This window comes from Pseudomonas deceptionensis (assembly GCF_900106095.1).
GTDB lineage: Bacteria > Pseudomonadota > Gammaproteobacteria > Pseudomonadales > Pseudomonadaceae > Aquipseudomonas > Aquipseudomonas deceptionensis.
Genome location: NZ_FNUD01000002.1, coordinates 3,864,307 through 3,881,269, shown reverse-complemented (window position 1 = coordinate 3,881,269; position 16,963 = coordinate 3,864,307). Strand labels below are relative to the sequence as shown.

Annotated in this window: 18 protein-coding genes and 2 pseudogenes; 6 read left to right on the top strand and 14 right to left on the bottom strand. The window is 55.7% G+C overall.

The genetic code is table 11. The annotated features are described in order from the left end of the window. Positions 1–228 precede the first annotated feature (228 nt). From BLW11_RS17820 to BLW11_RS17810, 3 genes are all read left to right on the top strand, one after another. Entirely contained in the window at positions 229–1,440 is a 1,212-nt protein-coding gene (locus BLW11_RS17820) for a YeeE/YedE family protein (protein ID WP_048361510.1), read from the top strand. 117 nt (positions 1,441–1,557) lie between these two features. Continuing rightward, positions 1,558–2,421 (top strand): sensor domain-containing diguanylate cyclase, encoded by an 864-nt coding sequence (locus BLW11_RS17815; RefSeq protein ID WP_048361511.1) that lies wholly within the window; start codon positions 1,558–1,560, stop codon positions 2,419–2,421. Between the two features lie 120 nt (positions 2,422–2,541). Next, positions 2,542–3,162 (top strand): LysE family translocator, encoded by a 621-nt coding sequence (locus tag BLW11_RS17810; RefSeq protein WP_082136281.1) that lies wholly within the window; start codon positions 2,542–2,544, stop codon positions 3,160–3,162. 31 nt (positions 3,163–3,193) lie between these two features. Here the strand turns inward: BLW11_RS17810 and BLW11_RS17805 are convergent, their stop codons facing one another. After that, positions 3,194–4,075: a LysR family transcriptional regulator gene (locus BLW11_RS17805; protein WP_048361512.1), complete on the bottom strand. Its 882-nt coding sequence runs from the start codon at positions 4,073–4,075 to the stop codon at positions 3,194–3,196. Positions 4,076–4,360: 285 nt separating this feature from the next. Between BLW11_RS17805 and BLW11_RS17800 the strand changes: the two genes are divergently transcribed. Further along, positions 4,361–4,798 carry an NUDIX hydrolase gene (locus tag BLW11_RS17800; RefSeq protein ID WP_048361513.1) on the top strand — a complete coding sequence of 146 codons (438 nt, stop codon included), beginning with the start codon at positions 4,361–4,363 and terminating at the stop codon, positions 4,796–4,798. A 351-nt stretch (positions 4,799–5,149) separates the two neighbouring features. Here BLW11_RS17800 and BLW11_RS24115 read toward each other — a convergent pair whose 3' ends face one another. From BLW11_RS24115 to BLW11_RS17765, 7 genes and pseudogenes are all read right to left on the bottom strand, one after another. After that, positions 5,150–5,851, bottom strand: a complete 702-nt coding sequence (locus BLW11_RS24115; RefSeq protein ID WP_048361514.1) for a S1 family serine peptidase — start codon at positions 5,849–5,851, stop codon at positions 5,150–5,152. A gap of 346 nt (positions 5,852–6,197) precedes the next feature. Next, the gene (locus BLW11_RS17790) at positions 6,198–7,250 is read right to left on the bottom strand and encodes an alpha/beta hydrolase family protein (RefSeq protein WP_048361515.1); all 1,053 of its coding nucleotides are present in this window, start codon (positions 7,248–7,250) and stop codon (positions 6,198–6,200) included. Between the two features lie 247 nt (positions 7,251–7,497). Beyond that, positions 7,498–7,878 (bottom strand): hypothetical protein, encoded by a 381-nt coding sequence (locus tag BLW11_RS17785; protein ID WP_048361516.1) that lies wholly within the window; start codon positions 7,876–7,878, stop codon positions 7,498–7,500. Positions 7,879–8,267: 389 nt separating this feature from the next. Continuing rightward, a pseudogene (locus BLW11_RS17780) lies at positions 8,268–8,588 on the bottom strand (LysR family transcriptional regulator); the annotation flags it as partial. Positions 8,589–8,592: 4 nt separating this feature from the next. Next, positions 8,593–8,772, bottom strand: a complete 180-nt coding sequence (locus tag BLW11_RS17775) for a hypothetical protein (RefSeq protein ID WP_074836862.1) — start codon at positions 8,770–8,772, stop codon at positions 8,593–8,595. Then, the gene (locus BLW11_RS17770; RefSeq protein ID WP_048361517.1) at positions 8,769–9,104 is read right to left on the bottom strand and encodes a DUF2388 domain-containing protein; all 336 of its coding nucleotides are present in this window, start codon (positions 9,102–9,104) and stop codon (positions 8,769–8,771) included. Before BLW11_RS17770 ends, BLW11_RS17775 begins: the two co-directional genes overlap by 4 nt. 32 nt (positions 9,105–9,136) lie before the next feature. Continuing rightward, on the bottom strand, positions 9,137–9,520 hold the full coding sequence (locus BLW11_RS17765; protein WP_074836859.1) for a DUF1090 domain-containing protein: 384 nt from the start codon (positions 9,518–9,520) through the stop codon (positions 9,137–9,139). A 1,332-nt stretch (positions 9,521–10,852) separates the two neighbouring features. Between BLW11_RS17765 and BLW11_RS17760 the strand changes: the two are divergent. Beyond that, positions 10,853–11,014, top strand: a pseudogene (locus BLW11_RS17760) (integrase); the annotation flags it as partial. Positions 11,015–11,047: 33 nt separating this feature from the next. Here the strand turns inward: BLW11_RS17760 and BLW11_RS17755 are convergent. Both BLW11_RS17755 and soxR read right to left on the bottom strand, forming a co-directional pair. Further along, the gene (locus tag BLW11_RS17755; protein WP_048361519.1) at positions 11,048–11,671 is read right to left on the bottom strand and encodes a glutathione S-transferase family protein; all 624 of its coding nucleotides are present in this window, start codon (positions 11,669–11,671) and stop codon (positions 11,048–11,050) included. 126 nt (positions 11,672–11,797) lie between these two features. Next, positions 11,798–12,259 (bottom strand): redox-sensitive transcriptional activator SoxR, encoded by a 462-nt coding sequence (soxR, locus tag BLW11_RS17750; protein ID WP_048361520.1) that lies wholly within the window; start codon positions 12,257–12,259, stop codon positions 11,798–11,800. 113 nt (positions 12,260–12,372) lie between these two features. Between soxR and BLW11_RS17745 the strand changes: the two genes are divergently transcribed. Further along, complete coding sequence (locus BLW11_RS17745; RefSeq protein ID WP_048361521.1) at positions 12,373–13,869, top strand: MFS transporter; 1,497 nt, start codon at positions 12,373–12,375, stop codon at positions 13,867–13,869. Positions 13,870–13,931: 62 nt separating this feature from the next. Here the strand turns inward: BLW11_RS17745 and arsH are convergent, their stop codons facing one another. From arsH to BLW11_RS17725, 4 genes are read right to left on the bottom strand one after another with little or no spacing between them, the layout of a single operon-like run. Next, complete coding sequence (gene arsH / locus BLW11_RS17740; protein WP_048361522.1) at positions 13,932–14,630, bottom strand: arsenical resistance protein ArsH; 699 nt, start codon at positions 14,628–14,630, stop codon at positions 13,932–13,934. A 9-nt stretch (positions 14,631–14,639) separates the two neighbouring features. Next, positions 14,640–15,110 carry an arsenate reductase ArsC gene (locus BLW11_RS17735; protein ID WP_048361523.1) on the bottom strand — a complete coding sequence of 157 codons (471 nt, stop codon included), beginning with the start codon at positions 15,108–15,110 and terminating at the stop codon, positions 14,640–14,642. 27 nt (positions 15,111–15,137) lie between these two features. Beyond that, positions 15,138–16,421 (bottom strand): arsenic transporter, encoded by a 1,284-nt coding sequence (locus BLW11_RS17730; RefSeq protein ID WP_048361524.1) that lies wholly within the window; start codon positions 16,419–16,421, stop codon positions 15,138–15,140. A 22-nt stretch (positions 16,422–16,443) separates the two neighbouring features. After that, complete coding sequence (locus tag BLW11_RS17725) at positions 16,444–16,791, bottom strand: metalloregulator ArsR/SmtB family transcription factor (protein ID WP_048361525.1); 348 nt, start codon at positions 16,789–16,791, stop codon at positions 16,444–16,446. Positions 16,792–16,963: the final 172 nt, after the last annotated feature.

Genomic DNA, 16,963 nt, shown 5'->3' with positions numbered 1-16,963 from the left:
ACGAGTTGAACGAGGCTGCGCAACAGTCGTGAAGTCAGCGGCCTCGGTTAATCAGGCAAATCACGTGTAGCGGTTTTGCGACCGCTTCGCGCTCGAACGCAGCCTCGTTCTACTCGTCTGCGGCTACAAGCTGTCACCCAATAGCGATCTATACAGGCTCAGCCACCCGCTCAGGTTTATACTCGGCGTCCTCTGAATCAACCTACATCACACGTACCGAGATACCTCATGAGCAGCTCTCTTACCCTGACACCTGCGCGCAAGCCGCTTGCGCCGCTGGTGGCATTTGTCTTTCTGTTGTTTGGCGCCGTGTTCCTGCAAAACAGCGTCGGCTCGCGCCAGGTGCTGTTGCTGATGGTCGGCGCGGCGCTGGGCTTGACCCTTTATCACGCCGCCTTCGGTTTTACTTCGGCCTGGCGGGTGTTTCTCAATGATCGCCGTGGCGCCGGCCTGCGTGCGCAAATGGTGATGCTGGCCGTGGCGGTGGTGCTATTTTTCCCCGCGCTGGGAGCGGGAACCCTGTTCGGTCAGCCTGTGGTCGGGCTGGTGGCACCCATCGGGATTTCGGTCGTGTTTGGTGCCTTCATTTTCGGCATCGGCATGCAACTGGGCGGCGGGTGTGCGTCCGGTACCCTGTTCACGGTCGGCGGCGGTAATGCGCGCATGCTGGTGACCCTGTTCTTCTTTATCTGCGGTTCGTTGATCGCCACTCACCACGTGGATTGGTGGTTTGCGCTGCCCTCATTTCCGGCGACTTCGATCGTTAAAAGCTTTGGCGTTGTACCGGCATTGCTCGTGAGCCTGGCTGTGTTCGGGATTATTGCCGCAGTGACCGTGCGCCTGGAAAAGGCCCGTCATGGCACGCTTGAAGAGGGCGTAACCAGTGAGCACCGGGGTCTGCGCCGCTTTTTGCGTGGGCCATGGCCATTGGTATGGGGGGCGATTGCCCTGGCCTTGCTCAACTACGCCACGCTGGCATTGGCAGGGCGGCCGTGGGGCATCACCTCGGCGTTCGCGCTGTGGGGCGCCAAGGCGGCGAGCGGGTTGGGGGTCGATGTCGGCAGCTGGGGCTTCTGGCTGATGCCGGGCAATGCCAAGGCGCTGGCCGCGCCAGTGTGGGAAGACATCACCAGTGTCATGGACATTGGCATCATCCTCGGCGCACTACTGGCCGCAGGTCTGGCCGGGCGGTTTGCTCCCAGCCTGAAAATCCCGGCCCGTTCGCTGGTGGCGGCGGTGATCGGTGGTCTGCTGCTCGGGTACGGCTCGCGCCTGGCCTACGGCTGCAACATTGGCGCGTACTTCAGCGGCATCGCCTCGGGCAGCCTGCATGGCTGGGTGTGGCTGGTGGCTGCATTCATCGGCAATAGCGTGGGCGTGCGCCTGCGGCCGATCTTCTTCGAGGGCGAGCGCCTGAAACCGGCGTTGAGCGGCTGCTGAAATTGAAGGGGGCCATTTACCGTTTCCCCGTGCGCCGGCGTCGCGCAGCAATAGTGCAATCTCGTTTTGCCATCAGGCTATGATTAAGGTGATTTATCAACCGGACGCTCAAGTCTTATGCCCGTTGACCTGCAAGCTCTCTATCCCAAGCTGATCCACTTGATGCTGGACACGGTCTTTGTGGTCGACAGCGACAACCAGATTGCATTTGTGAGTGATGGCTGTGAGGCGTTGCTCGGCTTCCGGGCCAGCGAACTGACGGGAACCATGATCACCGATTACATGCACCCTGACGACCTGGCGATCACGCGGGCCTCCATTGTCCGGGTCATGAATGGTCAGGCCCACGTCGATTTCCGCAACCGTTACATCCGCAAGGATGGAAGCATCGTACATATTCTGTGGGCTGCTTTCTGGTCCCAGGAGGTGGGCGCGCGGATCGGCGTTGCGCGGGACGTGACGGCGCTCAAGCAGGCCGAGGACGAGTTGCGTTTCCTCGCCCATCATGACCCGCTGACCAAACTGACCAATCGCTCGCTGTTCAATGAGCGACTGGACTCGGCCCTGCGTACGTCGCGCCGGCACAAGAGCGCGCTGGCGTTGCTGTTTCTGGACATCAACGACTTCAAGGACATCAATGATGCTTACGGGCATGCGGTGGGCGATCGTGTGCTCTGCATGGCGGCGCGCCGGCTGGAAGATTGCGTACGTGAGACCGACACGGTGGCCCGGATGGGCGGTGATGAGTTCACGGTTCTGTTGACGGATATCCGCTCACCGGGGGAGATATCCGAGAAGGTGGCGCAGATTATCGCGGTCATGGCCGAGCCCCTGGGTGCTGAATTTGGCGGAATCACAATGCCGTCCTGCAGCATTGGCGTGGCCATTTACCCCGAGGACGGGGAGGACGCCGACACGCTGCTCAGCCATGCAGATGGTGATATGTACAGGGTCAAAAGGCATCGGTCTGCGGCCAGGTAAGCGCGATAACGCCTTCCCCCATTTATGGGAAATGGCTTTGCGCTCTTCGCTATAACGTTACAAGCAACCGGGAATTAGACTTGAGGGAGTGCAGTCCATGCGGTGATTGAGGATAAGAGCGTGCAAGAATTATTAAGCATCAACTGGCTGCTTTGGCTGTCAACCATGGCACCGCTGACCCTGAGTGCAGGTCCTGGCAACTTGATGGTTGCGACCTCCGGAGCTCAGAGCGGTGTACGTCGTTCGGTCCGGTTTATCGTCGGCCTGGACATCACATATTTCTTTCTCGCGGTGCTGGTCGGGTTAGGGCTTTATCACACGCTGATGAACAACCCGAGGCTGGTGTGGGTACTGCAAGTGCTAGGCAGCTTTTATATCTTGTGGCTTGGGGTGCGGCTGTTGTGTCGCCCGCTGAAAGCACCCAGCGACAAAGCCATACACTTGCAGTTTCGAGACGGCATCGTTGTGCAGTTGGGCAATGTGCAAGGCATAGTGATGTTGCTGGTGATGTTTTCCACCTTCACGCCCTCCGGTGAGACAAGCAGCAGCGTCGTGCTGATCTTGAGCGCTGCGCTGATTACGCTGAATTTCTTTTCGCACGTCATCTGGGTATCGATGGGGTCGACCGTGCAGAAACTGATCCAGGCGCGGCCCAAACTGCTGATGATCCAGAACGCGATGTTTGGGCTGATGCTGATCGCGGTAGCGCTCTGGATTTTCCTGCGTACCGGCTCGCTTTAAGCCGTCTTCATGACCCTCCAGGCAACGGTTGCTAGTGCATGGGGGCCGTTTTGCTCTGGAATAACTCCATCAGATAATCCACCACTTGATCGACGCGACCTACGCCTTGTGTGGCCTGATTGCGCAGAAGCCAGATATCGGAGCTGTGCAGGGGGCTATCGGCCAGGACCTGACGCAAGCCTGACTGGTGTGCAACATAGGTCGGTAACGCGGCGATACCAAGATCAGCTTCAACTGCCTTGAGCTGGGCATTGAGATTGGGCACGCGCATCCAGAGCTTCTGGTCGCGGCTCACCTCATTGAGCCATTGCGCGAGCGGCATATAAGACATTTCTTCAGTCCAGCCAATCAAGTAATGGTGCTTCAAGTCGTCAGGCTTCGCTGGCAGCCTGTTGGCGGCGGCATAGCCTTCAGAACAAAAAAGCCCCTGCATCAGTGTCCCGACCCGGCGCATGGTGAAGTTGCCGTTTTCGGGTCTGCGCAATCGGATAATGATGTCGCTATGGCTTTGCGTGAGTTTTGAAGACACCGCCGTGTTGATGAAGTCGAAGCTGATTTCGGGGTATTGATCACGAAAACCTGCCAGTCCAGGCATGATCAGGTGCGTGCCCATTAGCTCCGGGCAATCGATACGCACCTGCCCAGCCATCCGATTGCCTGGCTGCGACATCTGTCGCTCAATGAGTTTGAAGCGCTCCTGGGTCTCTAACGCCAGAGGAAGCAGTGCGCTGCCAGCTTCCGTCAGGAAATAGCCATTGGTGTTTTTCAGGAACAACACGGTGCTGAGCGAGTCCTCAAGTGCGGCAATCTTGCGCGATACCGTCGATGCCGAAACGTTGAGCGAGTTTCCCGCCTCGGTCACGTTGTTCGACTTGGCGACGAAGATAAAAACTTTCAGATCATCCCAATTCACGTTAACTAAGTACTCAAAAATGGAAAATCGATCCCCACTTGTTTCTATTCGAAATAATGAGCGGGCACGTTAATTTTTTTGCATGGAGCAAACCGGCAGAGTACTGAATCGCCCCGGGTTTCCAGGCACGGACCTCCTGGCACCCCATGCGTGCCAAGGTTTTAGAACGCCTTGTATAACAAGTATTATTGCCGCTCAAGAGGCCAGTCAGAATCTTGCCCGCACCCATTGCGTAAAGCTGAATGCGTATGATGGTGAGCTTTCATTTCAGATAAGGATATCGCGATGCTTCTCGAGAAGGTCTGCTCAGTCGTTCTGTCTTCTGCGCGGCGGCCCAAGATCCTTTTGTTCCGTCATCCTCTGGCTGGCGTGCAACTGGTGAAGGGAACTATTGAAAAGGGGGAGGCACCCTGTCGGGCGGCGCTACGTGAACTGGCGGAAGAGTCTGGTATAAACACCGCCACAATAGAAGACGATCTAGGATGCTGGGATTCCGGTCATCAGGGCCAGATCTGGTCGTTTCAACTGTGCCAGGTGATTGGGCCACTGCCCGAGCAATGGTCACATCAGACGCTTGATGACCATGGTCACCTCTTCGAGTTTTTCTGGGCTTCGCTCGACCATTTGCCTTATGGCGATTGCCACCCGGTTTTTCGTCGAGCGCTGGTCTTTTTATGCGAGGTCTTGGACGCACGCGGGCATTTGAGGGGCAAGCATTCTTAACTAAACTGACTAACTTATGCTTTCGGCCAGAAGCAGCCCTCCAAGTCAGCCTTAACGGCTTGGAGGTTTTAGGCAGTGACGGAGTTTTTGTAAAGGATGAAATAAATATACATCATTGCTTTGAAATTAATTTGCGTGCGCAGTATTAAGTTTTCTAATGATTAACGGGCATCAGTCATTGTGAAGTGGGTGTTTATCAATCAGGCGGTACGCAGGGCTAAGTGCGAAATAATTCCGTGCTCTTTTAATAAATATTTCAGGGCGACTGAAAAGTCAGCCCTGAAAATAGATAAGCATAAACTTGCTCGCGCTACGTCTGCAGGCGGTAAATAATTTTATTATTTACATGGCTTATATGTTCAGCGGTTTCAAACCTAATTCAGGGCAGAAATCAGTTTTCGGGGCAGGGGCTGTCGGGGCTTCTTGGTGATTAAGCTGAGCCTGGAACTTTCTCCACTCACGCGCAATAATTGAGTAAGGGACAAAAATACTCACCCTCTTGGCACCTCTTAAATCGGTCTGAGCAGGCACATCGTGTGGTGTGACCGAGTAGTAACCTTCATTGATACCGACAATGCTGCCGTCACTGCCAATGACCGGCCCACCCGACATCCCTTTGATCACTGGGGCATCGTGGATGCCATAAAGATCACCGCTATTTTCTTTTACATTGAGAAAGGGGGTTTGATACACCTTACCCTTGCCCGTGGTGGTCATCAGGTATGGACTTATCCCCACGGCAGTTATGTCCTCACCTAGACACGGTGCTCGCCATGAAGGGTATTGGCCGTCTGCTTTGTGCTTGATGAAGGCGAGGTCACAGCCTGTACTGCAGGAGTATGCGATATCGGGCAAGAATGGAGTATGTCGGGTCGTTACGGCGTAATCCTCGTTCCACTGCACTGCCGAGGCCGTATATAGCAACGGTGCTGGAAAGCCTGAGTAGACTACAAAGTATGAGTCATTAAATTGTCCCGATAAATCGGGCTTTACGAAGCCATTGCATCCTGCAATGGAAAGTGCTAATAGCAAAATACTAATTGTCTTGATCATTATAAATTATCGGCTCATAGGAATAATGCAGTCGAGTGTTACTGTCAGTAGTTTGACAACGTAGGGGATAGCGCCTAAATCATCTGCTTTAGTGGTCGCTGCATTACTTATAGTCGAGTTTTCAATAACATGAGTGCCTAAATCCAGTTGGGGACTATGAATTGCGCCTTGATTCGCAGACCTGTCCGAGCGGCCGCTTTTGGCTGACATCTGCCTTTCGTGATGGGCAGATATCGGCCGCGGCTGTCTAAAAACGTTTTTGATCGTAATAGGTGGCTGGATTCGACACAAAAATTGCGCGCCTGCGCAAATTGCAGGTCTGCCGAGTTGCTGAGTGCAAGCAATCCTAGAGGTCCACTTTGTTGTTCGCGGACTGCGTTAAAAACTCGCTGATCAGCGACGTAACCTGCTGTTGGATTACCTCGCGCGGGCGAGCATTGTCGCCGTCCCCGCAAATGATGCCATCGCCAGGAATGTCCTCTTCGAGCAATGCCACTGCACCTGGTTTGCAAATCGGCAAGAAGCTGAAATGGCTGGCGTCACTGATCTCGACATAGCGGCTGGACGCTTGGGGCAGGCGTGTGGCCAGGTTGGCGGACTCCAACTGAGCAGGCAGTTCCACCGACGGTGCGCCGGCAGCGATAACCAGCACCGGCACCGGCAGTGCCGCAAGGCTCTCATCGGTCATCCCGCGCGAGAGTCCAAGGTCCAAAGAAACCACAGCGGTGACGCGTTGATCGCGCAAATCGCCGGCCAGACCAGCCTTTAATGCCGGAGTACTCTCAGGGTTGATCGTTTGATAATTGGTGCAACTGGATAACTGCGGATGGAGTTTGCAGTCACGGGCAAACTGGGCCGGGTCGAAACGAGCACCGGCGATCTCCATTGCAGTCCAGCCGCCGAGTGAATGGCCCACTGCAGCAATTTGACGCTTTGCGACCACGCCAAATTTTTCAGGTTGAGTGGTGACCGCCTCAATGGCCCGATGCAGGTCAATGGGTCGCTGCCATAGCTGCGCCGCTGCTTTCGGGCTGCGATCATGGGTCGTGGTGCCGGGGTGGTTGACTGCCGCGACAATGTAACCCTTGTGGGCCAATGCACTCGCCAACCAGTTCTGATTGTTCCAATTGCCTCTGAACCCATGGGAGAGCACCACCAATGGGTGCTCGCCTGCAGAGGGTGGCGCGTTGCGAACCGCAGAAGCACCGACAAACACCACATCGTCGCCGATCAACTGTGGGGCGACGGTCGTTGTACTGGGATACCAGACGACCATCTCCAGCGGACGCTCATTGTGTGGGTCCAGCAGGGTGGAGGATTGAAAGCCGACAGAGTTGACGTCAGCGAGAGCGCTGGTCGTCATGCAGGTTAAAAGCAGGGCGCCGAGGGCTGGTTTCAATGGAGTTGTCTTCCTTGATTTAGATAGGGGTTCAGAACCTGAAACCCACCGATAGCGTGCATCACCGCTCGCAAGTTATAGAAATCCAGCGCCGTGCCCATGGGCGCGGCATCACGCCTTGAACGCGGGCTACGGGAAGGCGCTTTTTACACCCACCAGAAAGGCCAGGCCAGATGGCCTGGAGTCTACCCCTCCATCTCCATTCTGGACCTAAGGTACCTCCCCAATGCAAGCCAAGGACTAGCCTTCAGGGCAAAGTCAGAGTGATCAAGTAAGATCCCGACAGCACCGGTTTTCCCGAACCATCCACCAACTCGTATTGTTGATTGTAATAGCGACCGTCTGGACTGCTGGCAGCGAGCAACTTGACTTTGACGCTGGAGTGCCCGGCAGCACTGACAGAGCTGACCGGCTCAACACTGTGCACATTGACCGCACTGCCAAGCTGTGGGCTCGGGCACCTTTTGAACTCGAAGGTCGAACTCATTCTCACATTGGTAATACAGCCCGGCTCCACAATACTGCCGTGAAACTGGATAACGCCTTGGCCTAACGGGACGGCCGCCAAGCTAACACCGTTCAACGCAAAGACCAGGCTTGTACCTATCGCCAATCGACAATTGTCCATGCTAATGCTCCTTTGGATTGTAAGGAACGCATCGATAATTCTGGCTGATATCTTGAGTTTATTTTGGAAACGTCAAATGTTTTTTCTTGAACGTGAATTGCTCCTGATTTTTTAGAGTCAGTGGAGGTCCGCTTTTGTCCGATAGGGGCCTGTCGCAAAGGGCCGCAAACGGTCAAAAGTGGACGTATGCAGCCGGGGCTCCCCGGTTTTAATCACTCGGGCCGCCTGGTTTATGTTTTTCACATTCCGATAGCAAGCTCTTCGACATTCTCGCTTCCAAATAGGTTGTTTACCGTTTCGAAGGCGGTTCCCGGCATGGTTTGCATGGTAAACACTGCGAGCCGAGTCATAGCTCGGGATATGGGGGCATAGTAGAGATTGCGCGCGCGATCCATGTGCTTTTGAGCGAGTTCATGCACGTTCAACGTAATGTTCGGGTAGCGGCTGTAAAAGGCTTCCACCAACGGCCTGACCAAGTAGGTCGTGAAAGTTGGCGTCACCGCTATCCGCAGCGTTCCTCGATGGAGATCGCACACATCATGGATCGCACGCTTGCCTTCCCGCAGCTCCTGCGCCGCCCGCAATGCATAGCGCAGGTAAACCTCCCCGGCCTGGGTCAGGCGCGTTTTGCGCCCTGAGCGATCAAACAACTGCGCGCCGAGGCTTTCCTCCAGCTGCCGCACTTGCTGCGACAGCGCCGGTTGCGACACAAATTTATTTCACGCGAGAGGACGCGGCATTTGCTTTTTTTAGCCGTTCGATACGGCTCTTTTTGGCGTAATCGTCACGTGCTTGTGCAGCACCACCCACTGCTTGAATCCAGTCTCTGGTCGTGCAACCTGAAATACTCACAGTAAAAATAAGGGCGCCGGCAAGTAAAATCATAAGTTTCATGATGACTCCCCCAGTGACTCAGATACCGAGAGCAACAATAAACGTGTAGCCAACTCCATATCACTAACATCCAGGGCGGGGTCAGACGCCCGCAGCGCATTAATTGATGCCTCCAGATAAGGGCCGCGGATAGCACCACCGCTTGCAACAAAACTGCTCGCATCACCAAGTACGGACACGTTCAGTTTGTTGTCCTTGGAAGTGAGATAGGTTGTTCCACCGGACGTGCTGGATATGATCGTTTCAAGCCAAAAATCATTCATGGCCAGTGCCGAACTGGAAAATGTAGCCAGTGCGTAAAACGACATAACCTTAACCCATGCATTGCTCATACTGACTCTCATTATTTAATATCCATACACCACTAATCCTCTGTTGCGCGGGCTAATTGCCTGCGCGCGTGATGCAATTGCTCTCGGCATACTTTAACTTTACTTGGCGCGTCCTCTTCCAGCGCTTTTTCAAGTTGCTCACTTCTGTAAATAACCTCAGCCGCAGCGCTGGCTATTTTATTTTGACGACGTTCAATCGGGTCGTCCTGACAGTACCGCTTTACGTTGCGCAGGGCTGTTTCCAGTCCTGACTGCTTATATCGATTACCACTGAGTTTGGCCTGCTCTAATTGATACAGTATTTCATCACGACGTTCAGCACAGGTACTGTCATTATGACCCGCAGAGTAACCACTCATCAAGAGGCAACCCAGCCCAACGCCTAATGTCCATTGACTGACTACTTTCTTACGCATCTATAGGCCTCGGCACGATAACTTTAATTAAATAACAGAACCACTTTTGGGGCTTAACTTGTCCATCAACAGAACTCAGGTAACCGTCCACCGCCTTTCGCTGATGAGCGCGAGACAACGGTGTGCTACAACGGCCCAGCGCATCTAATGAATCGTGGGGGAGTGTTTGAGCAAACTCTTTATTAAAAGAGTGTGCAATAGGGCTATGGCAGGCGCGGGTGCTGTCTTGCGCAGGGTTAATATGACCACTTCTTGTTCTTTTTCGCCGAATGTTGCAGTCACGAACACAATGCCTTGTTTGTTCACGGCCACTAAGCGCTTCCAGACAGCGCGCCCTCCAAAATTTCCACGTTCAATACACAGCCAGTTGCACGCTACCATCATAAAAGGCAGTGCTATCTGAGTCCTTAAGTGGGTATTACTCAATATTACTCAATCTTACTGGCTTCCCGCGGGCCCTGCACGCACCTGCCATTTGCCGGATCTGGCGTAGATTGTTCGATCACTTCACGTACTGACAAGCAAGGGCTGGTACTGCCCAAAAGTTTCCTGCAGTCATACCTCTTGGCTGAGAACTTACTTGGCTCAATCTGAGGGGGATTTAAAATTTTCTGTGCCATTTTTTTGGTTTGAGCGGGCAGGCGTTAAGTTTGATTTACCGCCTCGCTACGATTTCCTTTAATCCCCCAATTATATGATCGATGTTTTGTTGCAATCGTGCACAGCCTTGATCCGTCCGGCTCTGTTCGGAATTCTGGCGAGCTTGCAGTGCCTGCGGAGTTAATATAATAGTGCTTAAGGCTTTATGTGGAGCTGGCTTGTTTCGTTGGTCTGCGAGTTTGAGTTTAGAATTACCAATGCCATAATTTCACTGGTTGTGCTCAGTAGCCTGAGCTTTTGATAAACCCTTAATTCCAGCAGTGGTCTTCAAAACAGCTTTAAGCTCAGGAGTGTTTAGCTGTTGCGCAGACACTTCAGCAGCTTTCTCAAGTATTTATATTTAACCTCGCCCGGCTTGCCCAATTTATGCGTCGCCTCGATAACGCTGTCGAACGCCCGATGTGTACGCATTGGGGCACTTCCAAGTAAACCTCTAACTCACATTTATTATTAAAAACTCATGCTCAACGCAAGAAACATCCCACTTCGGATAGACTTGTAATCAGGATGATCCCAAAGCAAAGCTGACCGACAACAAATGTCGTGTAGTCGCCACTCTATCGGGCTAAGGCAACGAAGGCTTTCATTTAACGCTCTGAATAGCCCCTGGTTTCGTAGACTCTTTCGAGAGGCTGCTTATGGCCGGTTAGCGACGGTTGCTCTGGTTAGCCATCCTCAGACCATCTATCCACTCGGCAATACGCTCGTATAGTCAAAGGCTGGGTGAAGGCCGTTGGCCTTGATCCAGCCATGTATGGCACACACACCATGAGACGTACGAAGGCATCACTGATCTATCGCAGGACGAAGAACCTGCGGGAGGCTCAACTGCTCTTCCTGAACTGCGAAAAAATCTCTGTTGCAGCGTCATGGAGTTCCATTTCTTCCGTACAGGAGATAGCTTTTTCGACGGCTCAAGCGTTCGTAATAGTCTCTCACGGCAGGAAAGTCCGGATGAGCAAGCGGTGTTTCAAACCACCGATTAACCGACAGCCCGATTGGTATGTCGGCGAGAGAAAACTCGCTACCTATGACGTAGGCTCCGGTTGAATCGAGCTGTCTATTGAGAATCTCCATGTGTCTCGACCAGTCATTGCAAGCGGTTGCCAGCGCATGGCTGTCCTGATGTTCAGGCGAATGCCTGACCAACGACATGAAGGCATAACTCCACGATTTGTTGAGATCAGACGCTTGCCAATCGATCCATTGATCCACACGCGCTTTGGCCCTCGCTTCAATCGGGTAAAGGTTGGCATTGTTGTAGCGGGATGCCAGGTAGCGAATGATCGAGTTTGATTCCCAAAGAATGAAATCGTCATCTTGGATGACCGGCACCATGGCATTGGGATTTAGCGTCAGAAATTCAGGTGCGTGCGTTGACCTGAAGCCAGACCCCCAATCCTCTCGCTCAAAGGGGATTTCAATCTCGGCGCATGCCCAGAGTACTTTACGGACATTGATTGAGGATGCCTTACCCAGTATGCGCAACATTCCATGTCCTTAATTTTGGAGAGTAATCGTGTCGAGGCTATCGCCCTGTCAAGAGAGTTGTCTAGTGTTCCCTCCTGGCCGATAGCACTCATTCACCTGCTGTCGACAAAACAGAACGGGTGAAGCTCACACGGTAGGCGCGGTGTCTTTCTCGAGCAAAACAGCGCCGCTCCCGAGCGAACTTAAACGATCACCCGGATTGCGCAGAGGGCAGTCGTCCATGGAGAGGCATCCGCAGCCGATACAACCGTCGAGCTGATCACGAAGCTGGGTCAGGCTGTGAATCCGCTCGGTCAGCAGGTCCCTCCAGTTTGTAGAGAGATTCGTCCAGTCTTTTGACGTCAGAGGTCGCCCTGAGGGCAGCTCGTCCAGTGCGGCCTTGATGGCGGCCAAAGGAATGCCCGCGCGTTTTGCGATTTTGATAACGGCAATGCGGCGAAGAGTATCCCGGGAATAACGACGCTGATTGCCTGCGCTCCGTTGCCCCTGAATGAGGCCTTTTGCATCGTAGAAGTGGACGGTCGCCACGGTGATGCCGCCTCGGCGGGCTAACTCACCGACAGAAAGTGGCACGCGGACATCGATCATGGGTTTCTACTCTCTCTTGACCTCATCTATACATGAGGTTTTATAAGGAGTGTCGGCTTGCCTTTGCAAGCCTTCATTCGCCGCTGCGGGTGAAATCAAGAGCCGGAGCTAACATGCACAAACGTCACGTGCCATCTGATCACTATTTGAAATCCGGGCCAGAGACGGTGGCGTCTGCGGATATCCCTCCCTCAAAAACGGGTTGGGCCGCTCTACTGTCTGGCTGGAATGGCGTGCGCTCGCTCGCGCTTGCAGGTGGCGTCGTCCTCCATGCGATCAATGTCTATATCGCCACTACCATTCTGCCATCGGTGGTCAGGGACATCGGCGGTATCGACTTTTACGCCTGGAACACCACGCTGTTCGTCACAGCGTCCATCCTCGGTTCAGCGCTGTCGGCGAGGTTGCTCACCAGCGCGGGGCCCCGCGGCGCGTACATCATTGCCTCGTTGGTGTTTGCGATCGGCACGTTCATCTGTGCATTCGCCCCCTCAATGCCCGTCATGCTCGCCGGTCGCATTATTCAGGGGCTAGGGGGCGGTTTTCTGTTCGCGCTGTCCTATGCCATGATCCGGCTGGTGTTCATCGAACCCTTATGGCCACGTGCAATGGCGCTGGTCTCCGGTATGTGGGGCGTGGCAACGCTGATCGGACCTGCCGTAGGTGGCATCTTCGCGGAGCTCGGCGTATGGCGCGCGGCGTTCTGGTCACTTATTCCAGTCGCATTGCTGTTTGCCCTGCTGGCTGTTGCCGTACTGCCGAAACGCAGCGCGGGTAAAACTGAACGCTCGCCGCTTCCACTCGTCCAGCTCGCTCTCGTGACGTCGGCGGTTCTCGTCGTTTCGGCCGCAAGCGTCTCGTCAACCCTCTCCTGGAACATCGGGGGGCTTGGCGTCGCCGCTGTCCTGACGGCGCTGCTGATAGTCACCGAAAGCCGCTCCAGCCGCAGGCTGCTGCCTGAAGGTGCATTTCGGATTACCACAGCGCTGGGAGCGCTCTATGCAACCATGTCGCTGCTTGCGATCACCGTTACCAGTGGCGAAATATTCGTGCCGCTTTTTCTTCAAGTCCTCCACCATCAGTCACCGCTTGCCGCTGGGTATCTTGCCGCGCTGATGGCGGCCGGCTGGACGTCAGGGTCAATCGCAAGCGCCGGGGCGAGCGGTAAAAACATAAGGCGTGCGATCCTCGCCGGCCCGGTCCTTGGCGTGGGCGGCATGGTGGCGCTTGCGGTGTTGATGCGCTCTGAAAGCGATGGTGGCTGGCTGGCGATCACACCAATCTGCGTCGCGCTTGTTGCCATCGGACTGGGTGTGGGGCTGGCCTGGCCGCATTTACTGACGCGTGTGTTTCAGGTTGCATCGGTCGGCGAGCAGGGCCTGGCCGCCGCGTCCATTACGACCGTGCAGTTGTTCGCCACCGCGCTTGGCGCGGCTCTGGCAGGGATGGTGGCAAACGTCGCCGGCCTCACCCATCCAGGAGGCATCACCGGTATGGCGAACGCTGCGGGCTGGCTGTTTGGAGTGTTCGCGCTGGCGTCCTTCCTTGGCTTTTTTACTGCCTTGCGCGTGGTTCGCCTTCACTCCAAAGCTAGACGTTTTTCAGGCTGACTTTGATTTCGGCATGTCCAGGCAACTGAATGATTGCCTCCAGCCATGCCGATGACACCCGTTCAGATAGAACGCTGGTTCACACGCGCCATCAGTTGCTCAGCCGATTCCTTGCGTTCTGAATAGCGATCCACCAGAAACTCCTGTCGGTCGCGCAGCAGTACGGTGAACTTCACCAGTTCTTCCATCACATCGACGACGCGGTCATAGAACGGCGAGGGTTTCATCCGGCCCGCCTCGTCGAATTCCATGTAGGCCTTCGGCACCGAGGACTGATTGGGGATGGTGAACATACGCATCCAGCGTCCCAGTACGCGCAGTTGATTGACCACGTTGAACGACTGCGAGCCGCCACACACTTGCATCACCGCCAGGGTTTTGCCCTGGGTGGGGCGAACGGCGCCGAGTTCCAGGGGAACCCAGTCGATCTGCGCCTTGAACACTGCCGACATCGCGCCGTGGCGCTCCGGCGAACACCAGACCTGACCTTCAGACCACAGCACCAGATCCCGCAGCTCCTGCACTTTGGGATGATCGACCGGGGCGTCGTCAGGCAACGGCAAACCGGACGGGTTGAAGAGGCGAGTTTCAGCGCCAAAGTGCTCAAGCAGGCGCGCGGCTTCTTCTACCAGCAAGCGGCTGAAGGAGCGTTCGCGGGTCGATCCGTAGAGCAACAGGATGCGCGGCTTGTGAGGGCTCGGCGTCGAAGGTTGCGCGCCATCGAACAGGGTCAGGTCCAGGTTGGGTAAATGCTCAGACATAAATGCTCCTTAAAGCATGCCGATTCGATCGAGCCCGGCTTTGAGCTCATCGCGGCTGAGACGGTTAAAGGGCAGCTCGAAAAAGGCTTTGCAGCGTTGTTCGATACGCGCCAACGTGGCGCGGAAGGCAGCGTCAACCGCCGCTTCGTCACCCGTCACATCGGACGGATCTTCCAGCCCCCAATGGGCTTTCAGCGCCGGGCCGAAATACACCGGGCAGCTTTCGCCGGCGGCCTTGTCGCAGACGGTGATCACGATGTCCGGCGGGTTGCCTTCGAAAGCGTTGTTGCCTTTGCTGTACAAGCCGTCAATCGACATCCCGGCCTGCTGCAAGGTGGACAGGCTGCGCGGCAACACCTGGCCTTTGGGGAAGCTCCCGGAGCTCACCGCCTCGAAACCCCAGGGGGCGAGGTGATTGAACATCGCCTCTGAAAGGATGCTGCGGCAACTGTTGGCCGTGCACATGAACAGGACTCGCATGGGTTGCTCCTGCCGCTTGTGGCGGCATTAGAGGCTCAGGCGCAGGGCCAGAGCCGAAAGGGTGATCAACAGAACCGGAAGGGTCAGCAGGATGCCGACCTTGAAGTAATAACCCCAGGTGATGCGCATGCCTTTGCGCTCCAGCACGTGCAGCCAGAGCAGTGTGGCGAGGCTGCCGATGGGGGTGATTTTCGGGCCGAGGTCGCAGCCAATGACGTTGGCGTAGATCATCGCTTCGCGAACCAGCCCCTGCGCGTCGCTGGCCTGGATCGACAGTGCGCCGATCAGTACGCTGGGCATGTTGTTCATCACCGACGACAGCAGCGCCGCCAACAGGCCTGTGCCCAGGGTGGCAGTCCACAGCCCCTGTTCGGCCAGGCGGTTGAGCAGTTGGGCCAGCAGATCTGTCAGCCCGGCATTCTTCAGGCCATACACCACCAGGTACATGCCCAGCGAGAACACCACAATCTGCCACGGCGCTTCGCGCAGCACGCGGCGAGTCGAGATTCTGTGCCCCTTGGCGGCGACGGCAAAGAGGATTGCCGCACAGGCTGCGGCCACTGCGCTGACCGGGATGCCCATTGGCTCCAGCGCGAAAAGCCCGACCAGCAGTATCAGCAGCGTCCAGCCGCCGACGATGAAGGTGGCGCGGTCCCGGATCGCGGTTTTGGGTTCCTGTAGCGCATCCAGTGCGTAGCGTTGCGGCACGTCTTTGCGAAAGTAGACAAACAGAACCAGCAAGGTTGCCGCGACACTGACCAGACTCACCGGCACCATCACCGACGCGTACTCGGCAAAGCCCAGCTGGAAGTAGTCGGCGGACACTATGTTGACCAGATTGGACACCACCAGCGGCAGGCTTGCGGTGTCGGCAATAAATCCGGCTGCCATGACGAACGCCAGGGTCGCGCCCGGTGAAAAGCGCAGAGCCAGCAGCATCGACATGACGATGGGCGTGAGGATCAGCGCCGCGCCGTCATTGGCAAATACCGCCGACACCGCGGCCCCCAGCAGCACGCAAAATGCGAACAACCGGTGGCCACTGCCCTTTGCCCAGCGCGCCACGTGCAGGGCGGCCCACTCGAAGAAACCCGCTTCATCCAGCAGCAAACTAATGATGATGACCGCGATAAAGGTGGCGGTCGCGTTCCAGACAATGGCCCACACGGTGGGGATGTCTTGCAGCGACACGGCACCGACTGCCAGCGCAATCACAGCGCCCAGGGTGGCGCTCCAACCGACGCCGAGGCCTTTGGGTTGCCAGATGACAAGAACGAGGGTGAATACAAAAACGGCAACAGCGACAATCATGGACGGCTCGCTCGATCAGGGGTCAACAGCAGGCGGTTTCGCGCACAGGGCGGCCATCCATGTTCTGCAGGCGGGCGGCGTTGTCCTTGAGCCAATCGGCGTTGGCCTTGAATGTCACCTTCAGGATCTCGTGAACCCAACCCGGCAGGGCTGGGTTGAGACGGTAATACACCCACTGGCCCTGACGGCGATCGAGCAGCAGGCCATTGCTGCGAAGTTGCGCAAGGTGGCGGCTGATTTTCGGTTGGCTGTCGTCGAGCGCACACATGAGCTCGCAGACGCAGAGTTCACCTAGATCAGATATGAGCAGGATGGCGCGGGCACGGGTCTCGTCGGCCAGGCTCTTGAAGACTTCGGGGGGCATGATCATGGAATGTGCTTTTAATATATGGTTAATCGAATATACGTATTTCCATATATTTAATGCAAGGTAAAAATTTGATGGCGGTTGGGTAATTCCACGTTTTGCGTGACAGCCTGAGGCGAGTGCGGCCATTGCAGGTGAGCGGCTGCATCCACCGCCCACAGCAGCCCGTCACGAA